Below are 18,185 nucleotides of genomic sequence, written 5' to 3'. Positions count from 1 at the left end.
AGGCGCAATGGCCTGCGCGGGACACCTCAGTCGCGGGAGACCGGGCGCAACACGCCCTCGACCAGGTAGGGCACGACGCCGCTGACGCTGCGTTGCGCGGCGTAGTCCAGCTCGTCGGGCAGGCCCTTTTCCAGCATGCGACGGCCGACCCGGGCTTCGTCAAAGCAGGCGCGGGCGTCGGTGGCGGCATGCATCCACTCGGCGGCACGGGCGGCATCGGTGAGGTCGCGCACACCGGCCTGGCGGAACAGCGACACGAGGTAGCCGGCGCCGTAGAAGTCTTCGAGGTTGAAGCGGTCGGCCGAGCCCGAGCAGACGATGAGCAAGGTGTCATCGGGGTGCTGGCGCGCGATGTGATCCACGACCGCCTGGGCGTTGAGCAGCGCCGCCGCGTACACATGGGCCGCGCCCCGCGCACGGGTGAGCGCCACGGTGCCATTGGTGGTCGCGTAGATCAGCCGGCCTTGCGCGGGCAGGCGCGCCAGCACCGCCAGGGGCGTGGCCGGGGCAAAGCCGCTCAGCGTTTCGGCATACAGCTCGCCGGCCAGCAGATGGGGCTGATCGCCCCGCTGCGCGGCCAGCGCGCGGGCCGCGTCGCCATCGCGCGCCGGCCACACCTCGGTGGCCCCCGCCGACAGGGCCGCCACGATGGTGGTGGTGGCAAAGAGGATGTCGAGCACGATGACGACCTTGCCGTCCAGGCGCTGGCCGTCGAGCTCTTCCTTCTTCATCAGGACGTGGAGTTTGCGCATGCAGCCTCAGGCGTTGGGAGCGGTGGGTGGGGTGGCCACATGGGCGTCTGAGCCTGGCCCGTGCAAGCGCCCGTGCGCATGGCCCCCCGGGGGTGGCTCGACCGGCTTGACGATGGCGAACACGCCGCTGGCGCGCAGGATCTTGCGCTCACCCACCTTGAGGTGGCAGCTGGCAAAGGCCATGCGCGCGCCGATGCGGTCAACCTCGACATGGCACTCGATCCAGTCGCCCAGGTGCGCGATGCCGATGAAATCGGTGCTCAGGTTGGCCGTGACCACCGCCAGCGGGCCGCCCCGCATGTGGTTGACGGCGTAACCCAGCCCCGAATCGGCCAGCGTCACCAGCAGGCCGCCGTGCGGATGACCGCGCAGGTTCATGTGCTGCGATTGCAGCCGCATGCCCAGGATCGGGGTGCCACCGGGCACGTCCTTCCAGTAGATCGGACCGCACAGGCCGATGAAGGTGTCGGAGTTCGCGTGAAAGGGCACGAAGCCCGCGGGCACCTCGGGCGTCACCGCGGCGGGCGCGACGTGCGGGTCTGCCTGTGCAAGGGTCTGGGAAGGATCGGCGGGCGTGCTCATGCGGGTCAGAACCAGTCGGGCGAGGCGGTCAAGGTGGTGTCATCCAGGCTGCGCAGCAGCTCGTGCTGCGGCCGGGTGCGCGACAACTCCCAGCGGTAGAACCACTGGCAGGTGTGCAGTGTGCCCTGATAAAACGCGACATCGCTGCCCTGTGCGGTCGGTAGCGCGCGTGCCGCCACCAGGGCCTGCTCCAGCCAGATCCAGGCCAGCACGGTGTGGCCGCAGGCCTCGAGGAAGACGCTGGCATTGGCCAGGGCCCAGGTGGGGTGGGTGGCCAGCACCGGCCGCAACACCTGCAAGGTTTCTTCGACTTCGGCCCAGGCGGTTTGCAAGGCGAGGGCGTGGGGTTGCAAAGTCTCGATGGCCTGCGCCTGCGCAACCGTGTCGGCCACCTTGCGCGCCAGCAGGGCGATGCCAGCCCCGCCGCGCATCACGGCCTTGCGCCCCAGCAGGTCCATGGCCTGGATGCCGTGCGTGCCTTCGTGGATGGGGTTGAGGCGGTTGTCGCGGTAGAACTGCTCGACCGGGTACTCGCGCGTGAAGCCGTAGCCACCGTGGATCTGGATGGCCAGGTCGTTGGCCGCCAGGCACCACTGCGAGGGCCAGGATTTGACGATGGGCGTGAGCGTGTCCAGCAGCAGCGCGGCTTCTTCGCGCGCGGTGGCGTCGGGATGGGTCTTGTGCTCGTCAACCAGACGAGCCGCGTACATCACCAGGCCATAGGCGCCTTCCACATAGGCTTTCTGGGCCAACAGCATGCGGCGCACGTCGGCGTGCTCGATCAGCTTGCGCTGCGGCTCGGTCGGATTCTTTGAATCGGGCAGGCGCCCCTGTGGGCGATCTTGCGCATAAGCCAGCGAAGCCAGATAACCGCGCCAGCCCAGCATCACCGCGCCCATGCCCACGCCGATGCGGGCCTCATTCATCATCTGGAACATGTAAGACAGACCCTGGTGCGGCTCGCCCACCAGTTCGCCCATGCACTCGCCCTTTTCGCCGAAAGACAGCATGGTCGAGGTCGTGCCGCGCCAGCCCATCTTGTGGATGAGGCCCGCGAGGTTGACGTCGTTGTGCACGCCCAGGCTGCCGTCATCGTTCACGCGGTACTTGGGCACGATGAACAGCGAGATGCCCTTGACGCCGGCAGGGGCACCCTGGATGCGCGCCAGCACCAGGTGCACGATGTTCTCGCTGAGCTCGTGGTCGCCGCCGGAGATGAAGATCTTGTTGCCGGTGAGGCGGTAGCTGCCGTCGGGCTGGGGCACGGCCGTGGTGGTGATGTCGGCCAGGCTGGAGCCGGCCTGGGGCTCGGTCAGGGCCATGGTGCCGAAGAAGCGGCCGGTCAGCAGGTGCGTGAGGTACTTGCGCTGCTGCTCAGGGGTGCCGAAACGGCGGATGACGTTGGCGTTGCCCTGGGTGAGGCCCACGTAGGACGTGGTGGCGATGTTGGCACTCTTGAACAGCGAACCGCAGGCCTGCGAGATCAGGGAGGGCAGTTGCATGCCGCCGACTTCCACGTCGTGGCTGGCCGCCAGCAAGCCGGCTTCGCAGTAGGCCTGCAGGGCCGTTTTGACCTCGGGAATCATGGACACGCGCTGGCCGTCGAAGGTGGGCTCGTGCTCGTCGGACTTGCGGTTGTGGGGGGCGAACAGATCGGTGGCAATGGCCTGCGCCGTGTCGAGCGTGGCGGTGAAGGTCTCGATGCTGTGCTCGGCATAGCGCGGGCGCTCGACGAGGTTGGCGGCCTGCAGCCACTCGAACACCAGGAAATCAAGATGGCGGCGGTTGATGATGGGGTCGCTCATGCGGGGTCGTCCTTCACACAGGGTTCGCACACCAGAATTCCGACCTGCAGAACATCTGGCTGTAATTCAGAATTTGCCGACGCATGATGGTCTGCACACCCCTTGCGCGTCAACCGAAGGGAAACCCCTAATTACATGGAAATCATCGCGCAGTAACCTGATTCTGATTTTCAATACGATGTTCTGCCATGCAGAACTTTGATCGACAACCGAAGCAGGAGTTCAGCGAGCATGAGCAGCGCGTCCTATTCACTGCACGGCCCCGTGGCCGTGATCACCCTCGACAACCCGCCCGTCAATGGCCTGGGCCTGGCCGTGCGTCAGGCCATCGTGGCCGGCATCGACGCGGCCGCGGCCGATCCGGCGGTGCAAGCCGTGGTGCTGATCGGCAATGAACGCTTCTTCTCCGGTGGTGCCGATGTGCGCGAGTTCGGCACGCCCAAGGCGATGCAGGAGCCCACGCTGTTGACGGTCATCGCCACCGTCGAGCGCAGTGCCAAACCCGTGATCGCCGCCATCAGCGGCGTGTGCATGGGGGGCGGACTGGAGCTGGCCCTGGGCTGCCATTTCCGCATCGCCCGCAGCGATGCCACCGTGGCGCTGCCCGAGGTGAAGCTGGGCCTGCTGCCTGGCGCGGGCGGAACCCAGCGCCTGCCCCGCGTGGTCGGTCTGGAAACCGCGCTGAACATGATCGTCTCGGGCGCCCAGGTGCCCGCGGCCCAACTGAAGGCCACGGCCTTGTTCGACGAAGTGGTGGACAGCGAACTGCTGCCCGCCGCGCTGGCCCTGGCCAACAAGGTGGTTCAAGAAGGCCGCGGGCTGCCGCGTGTGCGCGATCGCAAGGTGAACGAGCCCAACGCCGAGGCCTTCCTGCAATTCGCCCGCAACACCGTGGGCGCGATGTCCAAGCACTTCCCGGCACCGCTGAAGTGCCTGGAAGCCGTGGCCGCTGCCGCGAACAAGCCCTTCGATGAAGGCCAGAAGATCGAACGCGAAGGCTTCCTGGCCCTGATGCAGACGCCCGAATCGCGCGCGCTGCGCCATGTGTTTGCCGCCGAACGTGCTGCCAGCAAAATCAGCGACGTGTCGGCCGACACACCCGTGCGCGCCATCGTCAAGGTGGGCGTCATCGGCGCGGGCACCATGGGGGGCGGCATCGCGATGAACTTCCTCAATGCCGGCATCCCCGTCGTCATGCTGGAGACCAAGGCCGAAGCGCTGGAGCGCGGCATCGGCACCATCCGCAAGAACTACGAGAACTCGCTCAAGAAGGGCAAGCTCACGCAGGACAAGCTCGACGCGCGCATGGCGCTGCTGCAGCCCACGCTGGACTATGCCGACCTGTCGGATGTGGACCTGGTGATCGAAGCCGTGTTCGAGGACATGGGCGTCAAGCAGCAAGTATTCGAGAAGCTCGACAGCGTGTGCAAGCCGGGTGCCATCCTGGCCTCCAACACCTCCACGCTGGACCTCAACCAGATCGCCTCCTTCACCAAGCGCCCGCAAGACGTGGTGGGCCTGCACTTCTTCAGCCCGGCCAATGTGATGCGCCTGCTGGAAGTGGTGCGCGGCGACGCCACGGCGCAGGACGTGCTGGCCACCTCGATGGCGCTGGCCAAGACCATCAAGAAGCAGGCGGTCGTCTCCGGCGTGTGCGACGGCTTCATCGGCAACCGCATGGTGGCCCGCTATGGCCAGGCTGCGCACGACCTGATCGTGGCCGGTGCCCTGCCCCAGCAGGTGGACAAGGCGCTGGAGAAGTTCGGTTTCGCCATGGGCCCCTTCCGCATGGGCGACCTGGCCGGTCTGGACATTGGCTGGGCGATCCGCAAGCGCCGCAACGCCGAGAACCCCGCTGAGGCCAAGCCCAATGTGGCCGACGCGCTGTGCGAAGCCGGCCGCTTCGGCCAGAAGACCGGCTCGGGCTGGTACCGCTACATCCCCGGCAACCGCGTGGCCCAGCCTGACCCGGTGGTGGAAGAGGTCATCGTGGCCTTCCGTGCCGCCCACGGCGTCACGCCGCGCCAGATCAGCGACGAAGAAATCATCGAACGCTGCGTGTACGCGCTGGTCAACGAAGGCGCGCGCATCGTCGAAGAAGGCATCGCCCAGCGTGCCTCCGACGTGGACATCGTCTACCTCAATGGCTACGGCTTCCCGCTGCACCGCGGCGGCCCGATGCTGTATGCCGACCAGGTGGGCCTGGTCAATGTGGAACGCGCGCTCAAACGCTTTGCCGCCGAGCCCGGCGCCGATGTGGCCTTCTGGACCCCGGCCGCGCTCCTGTCCCGCCTGGCAGCCGCCAACGAGACCTTCAACTGATGCACTGACCCAAGGACAACACCGTGACTGAAGCCGTCATTGTTTCCACCGCGCGCACCGGCCTGGCCAAATCCTGGAAGGGCGCTTTCAACATGACCTACGGGCCCACCCTCGGGGCCCACGCCGTGCAGCACGCTGTGGCGCGCGCTGGCATCGACCCCGCCGAAGTGGAAGACGTCATCATGGGCGGCACCTTCGGCGAAGGCACCACCGGCGGCAACGTCGCCCGCCAGATCGCGTTGCGTGCTGGTCTGCCCGTCACCACCGCAGGCATGACCGTCAACCGCTTCTGCTCGTCGGGCCTGCAGACCATTGCCCTAGCCGCGCAACGCATCATCGCCGGCGAAGGCCAGGTGTACGTGGCCGGTGGCGTCGAAAGCATCTCGTGCGTGCAGAACGAGGCCAACACCCACATGCGCCGCGACCCCTGGCTGGTCGAGCACAAGCCCGAGATCTACTGGAACATGCTGCAGACCGCCGAGCAGGTGGCCAAGCGCTACAACATCAGCAAGGACGCCCAGGACGAATACGGCGTGCGCAGCCAGCTGCGTGCCGCCGCCGCCCAGGCTGCAGGCTTGTTCAACGACGAGATCGTGCCGATGACGACCACCATGGGCGTGGTGGACAAGGCCACCGGCCGCCTCACCACCCGCGAGGTGACGATCGACCGCGACGAAGGCATCCGCCCCGACACCACGCTGGAAGCCGTGGCCAAGATCCGCGCCGCCCTGCCCGGTGGTGTGGTCACGGCGGGCAACGCCAGCCAGTTCTCCGATGGCTCATCGGCCTGCGTGCTGATGGACCGCAAGCTCGCCGAAGTGCGCGGCCTGCAGCCGCTGGGCATCTTCCGCGGCTTTGCCGTGGCCGGCTGCGAGCCCGATGAAATGGGCATTGGTCCGGTGTTCGCCATCCCCAAGCTGCTCAAGAAAGCCGGCCTGAAGGTGGACGACATCGGCCTGTGGGAGCTGAACGAAGCCTTTGCCGTGCAGGTGCTGTACTGCCGCGACAAGCTGGGCATCCCCGACGAGCGACTGAACGTCAACGGCGGCGCCATCGCGGTGGGCCACCCCTACGGCGTCTCGGGCTCGCGCCTGACCGGTCATGCCCTGATTGAAGGCAAGCGCCGTGGCGTGAAGTATGTGGTCGTGACCATGTGCATTGGTGGTGGCCAGGGCGCCGCCGGCCTGTTCGAAGTCTGCTGAAACCGAGGATCACACCATGAGCGTGAAAGCATTGTTTGACCTGACCGGCCAGGTGGCCCTGATCACCGGCGGCTCGCGTGGCCTGGGCCTGCAGATGGCCGAGGCACTGGGCGAACTCGGGGCCAAGCTGGCCATCACCGCCCGCAAGGCCGATGAGCTGGCCGAAGCCAAGACCCACCTCGAAGGCCTGGGCTACAAGGTGCTGACCGTCGTCAACGACCTGCAAAAGATCGACCAGATCCCGGCCATGGTGGACCAGGTGGTGAGCCACTACGGCACCATCGACATCCTGGTCAACAACGCCGGCGCCACCTGGGGCGCCAAGGCCGAGGAGTACCCGGACGAAGCCTGGCACAAGGTCATGGGTCTGAACGTCGATGCGCCCTTCTTCCTCTCGCGCGAGGTGGGCCGCCGCTGCATGATCCCTCAGGGCCGCGGCAACATCATCGTCACGGCTTCGGTGGCCGGTCTCAAGGGCACGCCCCCGGGCATGAACACCATTGCCTATAACACCTCCAAGGCGGCGGCGATCCACTTTGCGAAGACGCTGGCGTCGGAGTGGGGCCACTACGGCATCCGCGTCAACGCGATCTGCCCTGGCTTCTTCCCCACCAAGCTGGCCAATGGCCTGATCGACAAGCTGGGCGACGCCCTCGTGGCGCGCACCCCGCTGCGTCGCCTGGGGGGTGACGAAGACCTCAAGGGCACGGTGGCCTTCCTGGCCTCCAACGCCTCGCGCCACATCACCGGCCAAGCCATTGTGGTGGACGGCGGTGCCAGCGTCATCTGAGGACGGGATCACGCGATGAGCTCTTCGGCAGACAGCGCCTTTTCGGGCACCCGCCCCGTCTCGCCCCAGCATGCCTTTGACGAAGGCAAGCTGGCAGCCTACATCCGCGCCCACGTTGCCGATTTCCGCGGCGAGTTGCAGGTGGCGCAGTTCAAGGGCGGGCAGTCCAACCCGACCTTCCTGGTGCAGGCCGGCTCGCAGCAGTATGTGTTGCGGCGCAAGCCGCCCGGGGTGCTGCTGCCCTCGGCCCACGCCGTGGACCGCGAGTTCAAGGTCATCAGCGCGCTGGCCGGCACCGATGTACCCGTGGCCAAGGCGCATGCCCTGTGCCAGGACCCCGAGGTCATCGGCACCGACTTTTACCTGATGGACTATGTGCCCGGCCGCATCTTCTGGGACCCCAAGCTGCCCGACGTGGCAGCACAGGACCGCCCGGCCCTGTACGACGAGCTCAACCGCGTGATCGCGGCGCTGCACCGCGTGGACGTCCAGGCCGTGGGCCTGGGCGACTACGGCAAGCCCGGCGAGTACCTGACCCGCCAGGTGGCCCGCTGGACCAAGCAGTACCGCGCGGCCGAGACCGAACGCATCGAAGCGGTCGAAAACCTGATCGAGTGGCTGCCTGCGCACCTACCGGCCGGCGACGAAACCGCCATCGTGCATGGCGACTACCGCTTCGACAACGTCATCTTCCACCCGACCGAGCCGCGCATCCTGGCCGTGCTGGACTGGGAGCTGTCCACCCTGGGTCACCCCCTGGTGGACTTCGCCTACCACTGCATGACCTGGCGCATGGACGGCTCGACCGGCCGCGGCCTGGGCGACCTGACGCCTGAGCAGATGGTTCAGATGATGATCCCAGCCGAGTCCGACTACGTGAAGCGCTACTGCGAGCGTACCGGCCGCGACAGCATCCCCGAGCGCGACTGGTCGTACTACATGGTCTTCAACCTCTTCCGCCTCACCGGCATCTTGCAAGGCGTGATGAAACGCGCCCTGCAAGGCAACGCATCGAGTGCAGAAGCCATTGCCACCGGCAAGCGCGCCAAGCCCCTGGCCGAACAAGCCTGGCAGATGGTCGAACAGATGCGCCTGGCCTGATGGCCGAGCCTGAGCGCGCCCTCTGACTCCCCCACCTCATACCGGAGATCCCTGATGGACTTTTCCTACTCCCCCAAAGTCATCGACCTGCAACAGCGCCTGACGGCCTTCATGGACGAGCACATCTACCCGGCCGAAAGCGTCTACCACGATGAGGTGGAGGCCAACCGCGCCGCCGGCAACCCCTGGCAGACCACCAAGATCATGGAGGAGCTCAAGGTCAAGGCCCGCGCCGCCGGTCTGTGGAACCTGTTCCTGCCCGAGTCCAAGTACGGCGCCGGCCTGACCAACCTGGAGTACGCGCCTCTGTGCGAGATCATGGGCCGCTCCCACATTGCCCCCGAAGCCTTCAACTGTTCGGCCCCCGACACCGGCAACATGGAGACCCTGGTGCGCTACGCCACCGAGGCCCAGCAGCAAGAGTGGCTGCTGCCCCTGCTGGACGGCAAGATCCGCTCGGCCTTTGCGATGACCGAGCCCGGCGTGGCCTCGTCGGACGCCACCAACATCGAAGCCAGCATCGTGCGTGACGGCGACGAGTACGTGATCAACGGCCGCAAGTGGTGGACATCGGGCGCCCCCGACCCGCGCTGCGAAATCCTGATCTTCATGGGCAAGACCGCACCCGACCACCCCGATGCCCACAAGCGCCAGTCCATGATCCTGGTGCCGATGAAAACCCCCGGCGTGAAGATGGAGCGCGCCCTGCCGGTGTTCGGCTACGACCACGCCCCGCACGGCCACGGCGAAGTCAGCTTTGACAATGTGCGCGTGCCCGTCAGCAACGTGCTGCTGGGCGAGGGCCGCGGCTTCGAGATCGCCCAGGGTCGCCTGGGCCCTGGGCGCATCCACCACTGCATGCGCCTGATCGGCCTGGCCGAGCGTGCGCTGGAGCTGATGTGCAAGCGTGCGCTGAGCCGTGTCGCCTTCCACCGCCCCATCGCCGACCAGGGCGTGACGCGTGAGCGCATCGCCAACGCCCGCATCCTGATCGACCAAGCCCGCTTCCTGGTGCTCAATGCCGCCTACATGATGGACACCGTGGGCAACAAGGTCGCCAAGAAGGAAATCGCGATGATCAAGGTGGCCGCGCCCACCATGGCCTGCCAGGTGATCGACTGGGCCATGCAGGTGCATGGCGGCGGCGGCGTATCGGACGACTTCCCGCTGGCGGCAGCCTATGCCAACGCCCGCACCCTGCGCTTTGCCGACGGCCCGGACGAAGTCCACCGCAACCAGATCGGCAAAATGGAGCTGGCCCGTTACCAGAAGAAGGCCTGATTGGAGCTGCACCATGTCTGACCGTCACTTCGCCCACTGGCCCAGCAACCTGCCTCGCCACCTGACCGTCCCAGCCACCAACCTGTACCGCAACGTCGAATTCTCGGCGGCGCGCTACCCGGACAAGGCCGCCCTGATCTTCTACGACGGCATCACGACCTACCGTGAGTTCGACGACCAGATTCAGCGTCTGGCCGGCTACCTGCAGCAGGACTGCGGCGTGGCGCGCGGCGACCGCGTGCTGCTCTACATGCAGAACAGCCCGCAGTTCATCGTCGCGTACTACGCCATCTTGCGGGCGGACGCCGTGGTCGTGCCCGTCAACCCGATGAACATGACCGAAGAGCTGCGCCACTATGTGAGCGATGCCGACGCCCGCGTCATCATCGCCCCGCAAGACCTGTACAAGCAGGTACAGCCACTGCTGGCCGAAGGACGGGCTCAAGCCAAGAGCCAGCCTGAGGCCCCGGGCCTGCGGCACGCCATCGTGGCCGCCTACAGCGACTACCTGCCGGCCGAAACCGACCTGCGCGTGCCCGCTTTCGTGAGCGAGCCGCGACAGGCCATCGACGAGCCTGGCGTGGTGTTGTGGGCCGATGCGATGGCCGCGAACCGCCGCCCCGGCCCGCTGACCACTGGCCCCGACGACCTGGCCGTGATGCCCTACACCTCGGGCACCACCGGTCACCCCAAGGGTTGCATGCACACGCACCGCAGCGTGATGTACAACACCGTGGCCGGCACGCAATGGATCGGCACGCCGATGGACGGCGTGTCGCTGGCGGTGCTGCCGCTGTTCCACGTGACGGGCATGCAAAACGGCATGAACGGCACGCTGTTCGTGGGGGCCACCGTGGTGCTGCTGCCGCGCTGGGACCGCGATGCGGCCGCGCAGTTGATCCAGCGCTACAAGGTCACGGGCACGCAGATGATCGTCACCATGGTGGTGGACCTGCTGTCCAACCCGCGTCTGGGTGAGTACGACCTCTCCAGCATCGCCCGCCTCAGTGGTGGCGGTGCCGCCATGCCCGAAGCGATCGCCACCAAGCTCAAGGAAGTCTGCAACCTGGACTACCTGGAGGGCTACGGCATGTCGGAGACCATCGCCCCCACGCACATCAACCCGCTGGAGCGGCCAATGAAGCAGTGCCTGGGCATTCCCATTTTCGATGTGGATGCACGCGTGGTGGACCCGCTCACCTTTGCCGAACTGCCTCCCGGCGAAGTGGGCGAGATCATCGTGAACGGCCCGCAGGTCATGCAGGGCTACTGGAAGAACCCGGCGGCCACCGAAGCGGCCTTCGTCACGATCGACGGCAAGCGCTTCCTGCGCACGGGCGATCTGGCCCGCACCGATGAGCACGGCTACTTCTACATGGTCGACCGCCTCAAGCGCATGATCAATGCGTCGGGCTTCAAGGTCTGGCCTGCAGAAGTGGAAGCGCTGATGTACCACCACCCGGCCATCCAGGAGGTGTGCGTGATCGCGGCCAAGGACGAGCGACGCGGCGAAACCGTGAAGGCCGTCGTCGTGCTCAAGCCGGCCTTCCGCGGCCAGGTCACCGAGCAGGAAATCGTGGACTGGGCCCACGACCACATGGCCGCCTACAAGAGCCCGCGCATCGTCAGCTTTGCCGAATCGCTGCCCAAGTCGGGCGCGGGCAAGGTGATGTGGCGGGAGCTGCAGGCTCAAGAGGCCTGACCCCTCGCAACGGCCCTGCCCCGGGGCGGGCTGCAGCCACACGTGGGTGAGAGGCGGCATGGGGCGGTGCGAATCCGCGGGCGAGACGGTATGCTCTGCCTGCGCGTCCGACGCGTCGCATTCCCCCATGCCATCGCCGCCCCCAGAGAGATCCGCCCCATGCATCAGGAGCGCCAGCGCAGGATTCGTGAGTTGTTCGATGAGTACATCGAGATGTACGCCACACGGGACGCGCGGCTGACACAACGTTTCAGCCAGAACTTCACCGGATTCACGGGCAGCTGGGGGCGCCTGGTCCAGGATCGCGACGAATGGAACCGCATCACCCGGCAAGACTTTGAGCAGGTCCCCGGCCCCATTCGCCTGGAAGTGATCAACCTCGCCATGCAGGACCTGTGTGAGGACGTGGTGTCGGTCGCCGCGACCTTGCACATCCACCTGCCTCATCAAGACGATGTGTTCTCCAAGGAGGTGGTGCGGCTGGTACTGGTCTTTCGCCACGAGGGGGACGCCTGGCTGATCACGCATTGCAGCTATTCGGTGCCGTACCAGATGGCCAGCGACGACGAGATTTTTCCGCTCCACAGCCTACAGGCTCAAAACCGCGCCTTGCAGGCGCTGGTGACCGAACGGACGCAGGCCCTGAACGAGAGCCAGGCCTTTTACCGCATGCTGACCGAGGATACGGAAGACGTGCACTGGCGCATGGACCGCGATGGCATCGTCACCTACGTCAGCCCGGCAGATGAGCGCATGCGGGGCTTTCGAGCCGATGAGGTGGTGGGGCATTCGGTGTTGGACGTGCTCACCGAGGCGTCCGGCGATCTGCTTCAGAACGTGTTGAATGCTGGCGCCACTCCCCCTCTGTCGTCGGATCAGGACGGGTCTCAGAAGTTGGAGGTGCAACAACACTGCAAGGATGGTCGCCTGATCTGGGGTGAGGTCCTGATCAAGTCCGACCACAACGAGCAGGGCGAACTCATCGGCTACCACGGCATCACACGCAATGTCACCGAGCGCAAGCGCCTGGAGGAGCAAATCCGGCAACTGGCCTTCCACGACACGCTCACCAACCTGGCCAACCGCCGCCTGCTGCGGGAGCACCTGGAGCAGGCGATGAGCGACAGCAAGCGCAGCCACCACCATGGGGCCCTGATCTATCTGGATCTCGACAACTTCAAGCCCCTCAACGACCTGCACGGTCATGGCATGGGTGACCTGCTGCTGATCGAGGTGGCAGCACGTCTGAAAGGCTGTGTCCGCGAAGCCGATACCGTGGCACGGATCGGCGGCGACGAGTTCGTGGTGCTGCTGCGCGCCTTGGACACCCCGTGGAAGGAGGCGTGTGAGCATGCCCTCGCCATTGCAGAGAAAATCCGCGCCCGCCTGGCCGAACGCTATGTGCTGCGCCCCACGCCGGAGCCCCCCGCCATCGCGCACGACTGCACCGCCAGCATCGGTGTGGCGCTGTTCCACGGTCGCGATGAACCGATGGACAGCCTGATGGAGCGTGCGGACCAAGCCATGTACCAAGCCAAGGAAGAGGGACGCAACCGCGTGCACCTGGCGTTGCCCCTTCCCGTGAGCCCCTCGCCTTTGCACTGATGCGCGGGGGCGCCACGCGACGGCCTCATGCCCTGGCCCGATTTCGCCAGGACTAGTCCACACGAAGGATGGCCAACCGCTATGTACCGGTGTACATTGCGCAAAGTCAAACGCCACACGGTGCATTCATGCCAGTTTTTCAGCTCTCTCGTCGCGGTGTCCTGCTGGGCGCGATCGGCCTGGTGTGGAGCGGTGCCGCCCTGGCGGGCGAGATCACGGTGTCGGCCGCGTCCAGTCTGACGAATGCCCTCAAGGAGGTCGCGCAGCGCTTTGAGCAGCAACACCCTGGCAGCAAGGTGTTGCTGAACTTTGGGGCCTCGGGCGCCCTGCTCCAGCAAATGGCCAAGGGCGCCCCGGTGGATGTCTTGGCATCGGCCGACCAGGAAACCATGGACCAGGCTGCGCAGCAAGGCCTCATTCTGACCAGTGGCCGCCGCAACTTCGTGCGCAACACCCTGGTGGTGGTCGTGCCTGCGGGCAGCACCCGGTCCATGCGCGGGCTTCAGGATCTGACCCAGCCCGCCGTTCAAAAGGTCGCCATCGGCAACCCGGCCAGCGTCCCGGTGGGCCGCTACAGCCAGCGTGCGCTGGAAGCCGCCAAGCTGTGGCCCGCCGTGCAAGCCAAGGCCATCCACACGCAAAACGTCCGCCAGTCCCTGGACTACGTTGCGCGTGGTGAGGTCGAGGCCGGCTTCGTCTACCACACCGATGCCCTGGTGCAAAAGGGCAAGGTCCATGTGGCGTTCACGGTCCCGCTGGCGGGGATCATCCACTACCCGATTGCGCCGGCGGCCAATTCCAGCCACATCGTGGAGGCACGCCAGTTCGTGAACTACGTGCTGTCACCGGCCGGGCAAGCCATCCTCGCCCAGCATGGTTTCCTCAAGCCTTGAGTGAGTCACCGTGCTGGATGTTCATGACCCTGCCTGGACGGCGCTGTTCCTGTCCTTGAAAGTAGCCGGCTGGTCCACGGCCATCACCACGGTCTGCGGGGTGGCGGTGGGGCTGCTCCTGGCCAAAGGGCGTTTCCCGGGGCGGGATCTGCTGGACACTGTCCTGACCTTGCCCATGGTGTTGCCGCCCACCGTGCTGGGCTACTACCTGCTGGTCCTGCTGGGACGGCAGGGGCCCGTGGGGCAATGGCTGCAGCAACAGTGGGGCCTCAACCTGATCTTCACCTGGCAAGGCGCCGTGATCGCGGCCTCGGTCGTGGCCTTCCCCCTGGTGTTCAAGCCCGCGCGGGCGGCGTTTGAATCCATCGATGACCAACTGGAAATGGCGGCGCAGGTCTTGGGGGTGTCGCGCATCGCCATCTTCTGGCGCGTCACCCTGCCTCTGGCGTGGCGAGGCATCCTGGCTGGCATCCTGCTGGGCTTTGCCCGCGCTTTGGGCGAGTTCGGCGCCACGCTGATGGTCGCCGGCAGCATTCCCGGCAAGACGCAAACCTTGTCGGTGGCCGTGTACGAAGCCGTGCAAGCGGGCGACGACGCCTCGGCCATGACACTGGTGCTCGTCATCTCGGTCACCTGCTGCGTCATCCTGCTCCTGGCCACCTATCTGGCCCCCGGGCGCAAGCCCGCTCACCCCTGACCTCGCAAGGGCCGAACCATGCAGTTGAACCTGGCGTTTCGCAAATCCCTGCACACCGGCCAGACGCGCTTCGACCTGGACGTGGCGCTGCATTCCAGCGCCTCACGCATCGTGATCCGGGGCCCCTCGGGCGCAGGCAAAAGCATGATGCTCAAGGCCATTGCCGGCCTGGTCAAGCCCGACAGCGGTCACATCGAGGTCGGCGGGGAAACCTACTATGCCGACCATGCCCGGCGCCCCATTCACCGCCCTCCGCAGGCCCGCCGCGTGGGCTACCTGTTCCAGGACTACGCGCTCTTCCCGCATCTCAATGTGCGACAGAACATTGGCTTCGGCCTGAGCAAGCGCTGGTTCAATCCGCGCAAGCACGCCGCAGATCACCGTGTGGACCACTGGCTGAACGCCCTCGGCATGCGCGACCTGGCCCATCACTACCCCCGGGAGCTGTCAGGCGGCCAGCAGCAGCGCACCGCCCTGGCGCGTGCGCTCGTGATGCAACCAGACCTGCTGCTGCTCGATGAACCCTTTGCCGCGCTGGACCCGGATCTGCGCCACGTGCTGCGTGACGAGCTGGACCGGTTTCAGCAGAGGCTCGGCTTCTCCATGATCCTCATCACCCACGACGACGAGGACATGCGGGCCCTGGGCGGAGAGAATTACCTGATGAAGGCAGGACACCTGCACAAGATGGAGGCCCTCACATGACCCGCTCTGATCCTCGCATCGACTTCGAGGGCGAGGTCTGGCTGCGCGTGGGCGACGAAAAAATGGGCGGCAGCACCCGCATCGCCCTGCTCGCCCAGATCGCGGCGCAAGGCTCCATCACCCAGGCCGCCAAAGCCGTGGGCATGAGCTACAAGGGTGCCTGGGATGCGATCGACACCATGAACAACCTGGCTGGCGAGCCCCTGGTGGAGCGTCTGGCCGGTGGCAAAGGTGGCGGCGGCACCCGCCTGACCGCGCGAGGCGCCCAACTGGTGCGCAACTTCCAGCAAATCGAGCAGGCCCACCAAGCCTTTGTCACCCAGCTTCGGCAAGACGCAGACTGCCTCTCCGAAGACTACCGGCTTCTGCGGAGCATGGCCATGCGAACGAGCGCACGCAATCAGTTCTTCGGGCGCATCCACGCCATCCGGCGGGGCGCGGTCAACGACGAAGTTGAACTGGCTTTGCCCTCCGGCCAGATCATCACGGCCATCGTCACGCACGAAAGCACACAAAGCCTTGATCTGCACGTGTCCGCCCACGCGTTTGCCTTGGTCAAGTCCTCGTCGATCATCCTGATGACCGATGATCAGGGTGCGCGCCTGTCCGCCCGCAACCGCTTGACCGGCCTGATCGACCGGATTCAGGAAGGGGCGGTGAACACGGAGATCGTCATTGACCTGGGTGGGGGCTTGAGCGTGGCGGCTGTCGTCACGAACGACAGTGTGACCCGCCTGGGGCTCACCGTGGGGCAACCGGCCTCGGCGCTGTTCAAAGCCTCCAGCGTGATCCTGGGCGTGCCGGCTTGACAAGCCACGGCCCCGCCGCGGCAACGCCACGCCGCCCTGTGACCGAAACACAGGGGCACCCCACCGTTATCATCCCGAGCATCGCATTCCTGGTCCCCGATGCGCGGGCGTTTGGAGCAAGAGATGTTTTCAGCATGGGCACCGACCTCATTTCGCGGGCGAATGGCCCTCCTCTTCGGCTTCCTGTCGCTGCTGGTCGGTTTGCCAACCTACCTCTACGGCAGCGCGGTGCACCGAGAACAACTCCTGCATGATCGCCATGCGGCGTTGAACGCCCAGGCCTCGTCTGCGGCAACGGTCATCGCCGAGAACATGATCGAACGTCGGCGCGAAATCGAGCTGCTGGCCCAGACGCCGCTGTACCGCCACGCCCCGCTGGACAGCCCCGAGTTTCAGGCCAGCCTGGAGCGGCTTCAACGCTCATACCCTTACTACTCCTGGATCGGCATCGCCGCGCCTGATGGTCAGGTGCTGGCCGCCACCTCGGGCCATCTGGTGGGGCAAAGCGCCGCGCAGCGTCCCTGGTTCAAACATGGCCAACAGGGCGTTTACGTGGGCGACGTTCATGAAGCCGTGTTGCTGGCCAAGCTGCTGCCGTCGCAGGATGCACAGACCCTGCGCTTCATTGACTTTGCCGCACCGGTGCTGGACAAGGAGGGGCGCGTTCGGGCGGTGCTGGCTTCGCATGCCCATTGGCGCTGGGCGGGCGATACGCTGCGTCTGGTCCAGCCAGCCAATGCGAGTCAACAGGGGATGGAGATCTTCATCGTCAACGCGCGCAATGAGATCATCTATCCAGAAAATGCCCCTGCTTCCTTGAAGGCGCCCACTCCAGCGCAACTGAGCCAAGCGTCCAAGACCTTGTTTCATGACTGGGGTGGCAGCGAACGCTACCTGACCGCTTCGGCGGTGATCCGCGAACCCGTGCCGTCCGTCCCCCTGGGGTGGCGGGTGATCTTGCGGCAGCCGGAGGCCACCATCCACGCGAACGTTCAGTCCTTGCAGCGAGTGATCCTGATCGGCAGCGGCGTGTCTGCGGTCATCATGTTGTTGCTGGTGTGGGTGGGCGCAGACCGTGTGAGCCGTCCCTTGGCGACCCTGACCCACATTGCGCACCGCGTGGAGCGTGGTGAAGCCGATGTGGTCTTCGACGCCCAGTTCAAGACCGTGGAGTTGCAACGGCTGTCATCGGCACTGCAGAGCATGTCATCGACGCTGCTCAATCAGAAGAAAGCACTGGCAGACATCAACCTCGACCTGGAAGCGCAGGTCGCCGCGCGCACCGCCGACTTGCTGCGTGCCAACAACGAGCTCGATCAACTGGCACGGACCGATGCCCTGACCGGCGTACCCAACCGGCTCAAGACCAGTGAGCGCCTGGCAGAGGAGTTCGCGCGTTTTCAGCGTGGCCACGAACCGTACGCCGTGCTGATGGTTGACGTTGATTTCTTCAAGAAAGTCAATGACACCTACGGCCACGCCACGGGCGATGAGGTGTTGCGCCACGTTGCCAACGTCCTGTCCGGCGCAGTGCGTGAGATCGACTTCGTGGGACGCACCGGGGGTGAGGAATTCATGGTGATCCTCCCCTTGACCAAGCTGGAGGACGCCCTCACCGTGGCCGACAAGCTGCGGCAGGCCGTGGCGACGCCCCCCATCGAACCGGTGGGCAGCGTGTCGATCAGCATCGGCGTGCAAGAGGTGTCGGAGGGCGACGCCACCCCGGAGGAGGCGGTGGCCCGCGCAGATCAACAGCTGTATCGCGCCAAGCAAGGCGGCCGAAACCGCGTGGAACCCGCCAGGATGCCTCAGGCCAGCAGCGAGGACCGTTGACGGCTCGCGCGTGGCGCGATCCCCTTTACCAGCAGCACCCCTGCCGGTGGACCACATCGCACGAGTTCAGTGCGACATTGCGCCTCCTCTCGCGCTCGCGGCCTAG

At 66.0% G+C, this 18,185-nt stretch carries 15 protein-coding genes; 12 read left to right on the top strand and 3 right to left on the bottom strand.

The annotated features are described in order from the left end of the window. Positions 1 to 26: 26 nt before the first annotated feature. Genes WIT60_RS01465 through WIT60_RS01455 form a run of 3 tightly spaced genes read right to left on the bottom strand, consistent with a single transcriptional unit; the run spans position 27 to position 3,139 of the window. A complete protein-coding gene (locus WIT60_RS01465) occupies positions 27 to 752 on the bottom strand; it encodes a 2-phosphosulfolactate phosphatase (RefSeq protein WP_339582171.1) in 726 nt (241 codons plus the stop codon). A 6-nt stretch (positions 753 to 758) separates the two neighbouring features. Then, positions 759 to 1,334: a PaaI family thioesterase gene (locus tag WIT60_RS01460; RefSeq protein WP_339582170.1), complete on the bottom strand. Its 576-nt coding sequence runs from the start codon at positions 1,332 to 1,334 to the stop codon at positions 759 to 761. 5 nt (positions 1,335 to 1,339) lie between these two features. Continuing rightward, positions 1,340 to 3,139 carry an acyl-CoA dehydrogenase gene (locus WIT60_RS01455; RefSeq protein ID WP_339582169.1) on the bottom strand — a complete coding sequence of 600 codons (1,800 nt, stop codon included), beginning with the start codon at positions 3,137 to 3,139 and terminating at the stop codon, positions 1,340 to 1,342. Between the two features lie 231 nt (positions 3,140 to 3,370). Between WIT60_RS01455 and WIT60_RS01450 the strand changes: the two genes are divergently transcribed. From WIT60_RS01450 to WIT60_RS01395, 12 genes are all read left to right on the top strand, one after another. Further along, positions 3,371 to 5,461 carry a 3-hydroxyacyl-CoA dehydrogenase NAD-binding domain-containing protein gene (locus WIT60_RS01450; RefSeq protein ID WP_339582168.1) on the top strand — a complete coding sequence of 697 codons (2,091 nt, stop codon included), beginning with the start codon at positions 3,371 to 3,373 and terminating at the stop codon, positions 5,459 to 5,461. A 23-nt stretch (positions 5,462 to 5,484) separates the two neighbouring features. After that, a complete protein-coding gene (locus tag WIT60_RS01445; RefSeq protein WP_339582167.1) occupies positions 5,485 to 6,663 on the top strand; it encodes an acetyl-CoA C-acyltransferase in 1,179 nt (392 codons plus the stop codon). Positions 6,664 to 6,679: 16 nt separating this feature from the next. Beyond that, the gene (locus WIT60_RS01440) at positions 6,680 to 7,453 is read left to right on the top strand and encodes an SDR family oxidoreductase (RefSeq protein WP_339582166.1); all 774 of its coding nucleotides are present in this window, start codon (positions 6,680 to 6,682) and stop codon (positions 7,451 to 7,453) included. Between the two features lie 15 nt (positions 7,454 to 7,468). Then, entirely contained in the window at positions 7,469 to 8,554 is a 1,086-nt protein-coding gene (locus WIT60_RS01435; protein WP_339582165.1) for a phosphotransferase, read from the top strand. 54 nt (positions 8,555 to 8,608) lie between these two features. Then, a complete protein-coding gene (locus WIT60_RS01430) occupies positions 8,609 to 9,835 on the top strand; it encodes an acyl-CoA dehydrogenase family protein (protein WP_339582164.1) in 1,227 nt (408 codons plus the stop codon). A gap of 13 nt (positions 9,836 to 9,848) precedes the next feature. Continuing rightward, entirely contained in the window at positions 9,849 to 11,537 is a 1,689-nt protein-coding gene (locus tag WIT60_RS01425; protein ID WP_339582163.1) for a long-chain fatty acid--CoA ligase, read from the top strand. A gap of 159 nt (positions 11,538 to 11,696) precedes the next feature. Further along, the gene (locus WIT60_RS01420) at positions 11,697 to 13,142 is read left to right on the top strand and encodes a diguanylate cyclase domain-containing protein (protein WP_339582162.1); all 1,446 of its coding nucleotides are present in this window, start codon (positions 11,697 to 11,699) and stop codon (positions 13,140 to 13,142) included. 128 nt (positions 13,143 to 13,270) lie between these two features. Further along, positions 13,271 to 14,035 (top strand): molybdate ABC transporter substrate-binding protein, encoded by a 765-nt coding sequence (gene modA / locus WIT60_RS01415; RefSeq protein WP_339582161.1) that lies wholly within the window; start codon positions 13,271 to 13,273, stop codon positions 14,033 to 14,035. A 10-nt stretch (positions 14,036 to 14,045) separates the two neighbouring features. Beyond that, on the top strand, positions 14,046 to 14,732 hold the full coding sequence (modB, locus tag WIT60_RS01410; protein ID WP_445207625.1) for a molybdate ABC transporter permease subunit: 687 nt from the start codon (positions 14,046 to 14,048) through the stop codon (positions 14,730 to 14,732). A gap of 18 nt (positions 14,733 to 14,750) precedes the next feature. Beyond that, positions 14,751 to 15,437 carry an ABC transporter ATP-binding protein gene (locus WIT60_RS01405; RefSeq protein ID WP_339582160.1) on the top strand — a complete coding sequence of 229 codons (687 nt, stop codon included), beginning with the start codon at positions 14,751 to 14,753 and terminating at the stop codon, positions 15,435 to 15,437. Then, on the top strand, positions 15,434 to 16,246 hold the full coding sequence (locus tag WIT60_RS01400) for a TOBE domain-containing protein (protein ID WP_339582159.1): 813 nt from the start codon (positions 15,434 to 15,436) through the stop codon (positions 16,244 to 16,246). Before WIT60_RS01405 ends, WIT60_RS01400 begins: the two co-directional genes overlap by 4 nt. 162 nt (positions 16,247 to 16,408) lie before the next feature. Further along, positions 16,409 to 18,079 carry a sensor domain-containing diguanylate cyclase gene (locus tag WIT60_RS01395; protein ID WP_339582158.1) on the top strand — a complete coding sequence of 557 codons (1,671 nt, stop codon included), beginning with the start codon at positions 16,409 to 16,411 and terminating at the stop codon, positions 18,077 to 18,079. The last annotated feature ends 106 nt before the right edge of the window (positions 18,080 to 18,185 follow it).

Origin of the sequence: Aquabacterium sp. G14, from assembly GCF_037482285.1 — a bacterium.
In the GTDB taxonomy this organism is placed as follows: domain Bacteria; phylum Pseudomonadota; class Gammaproteobacteria; order Burkholderiales; family Burkholderiaceae_C; genus Aquabacterium.
This window is presented reverse-complemented; position numbering and strand designations above follow the sequence as displayed.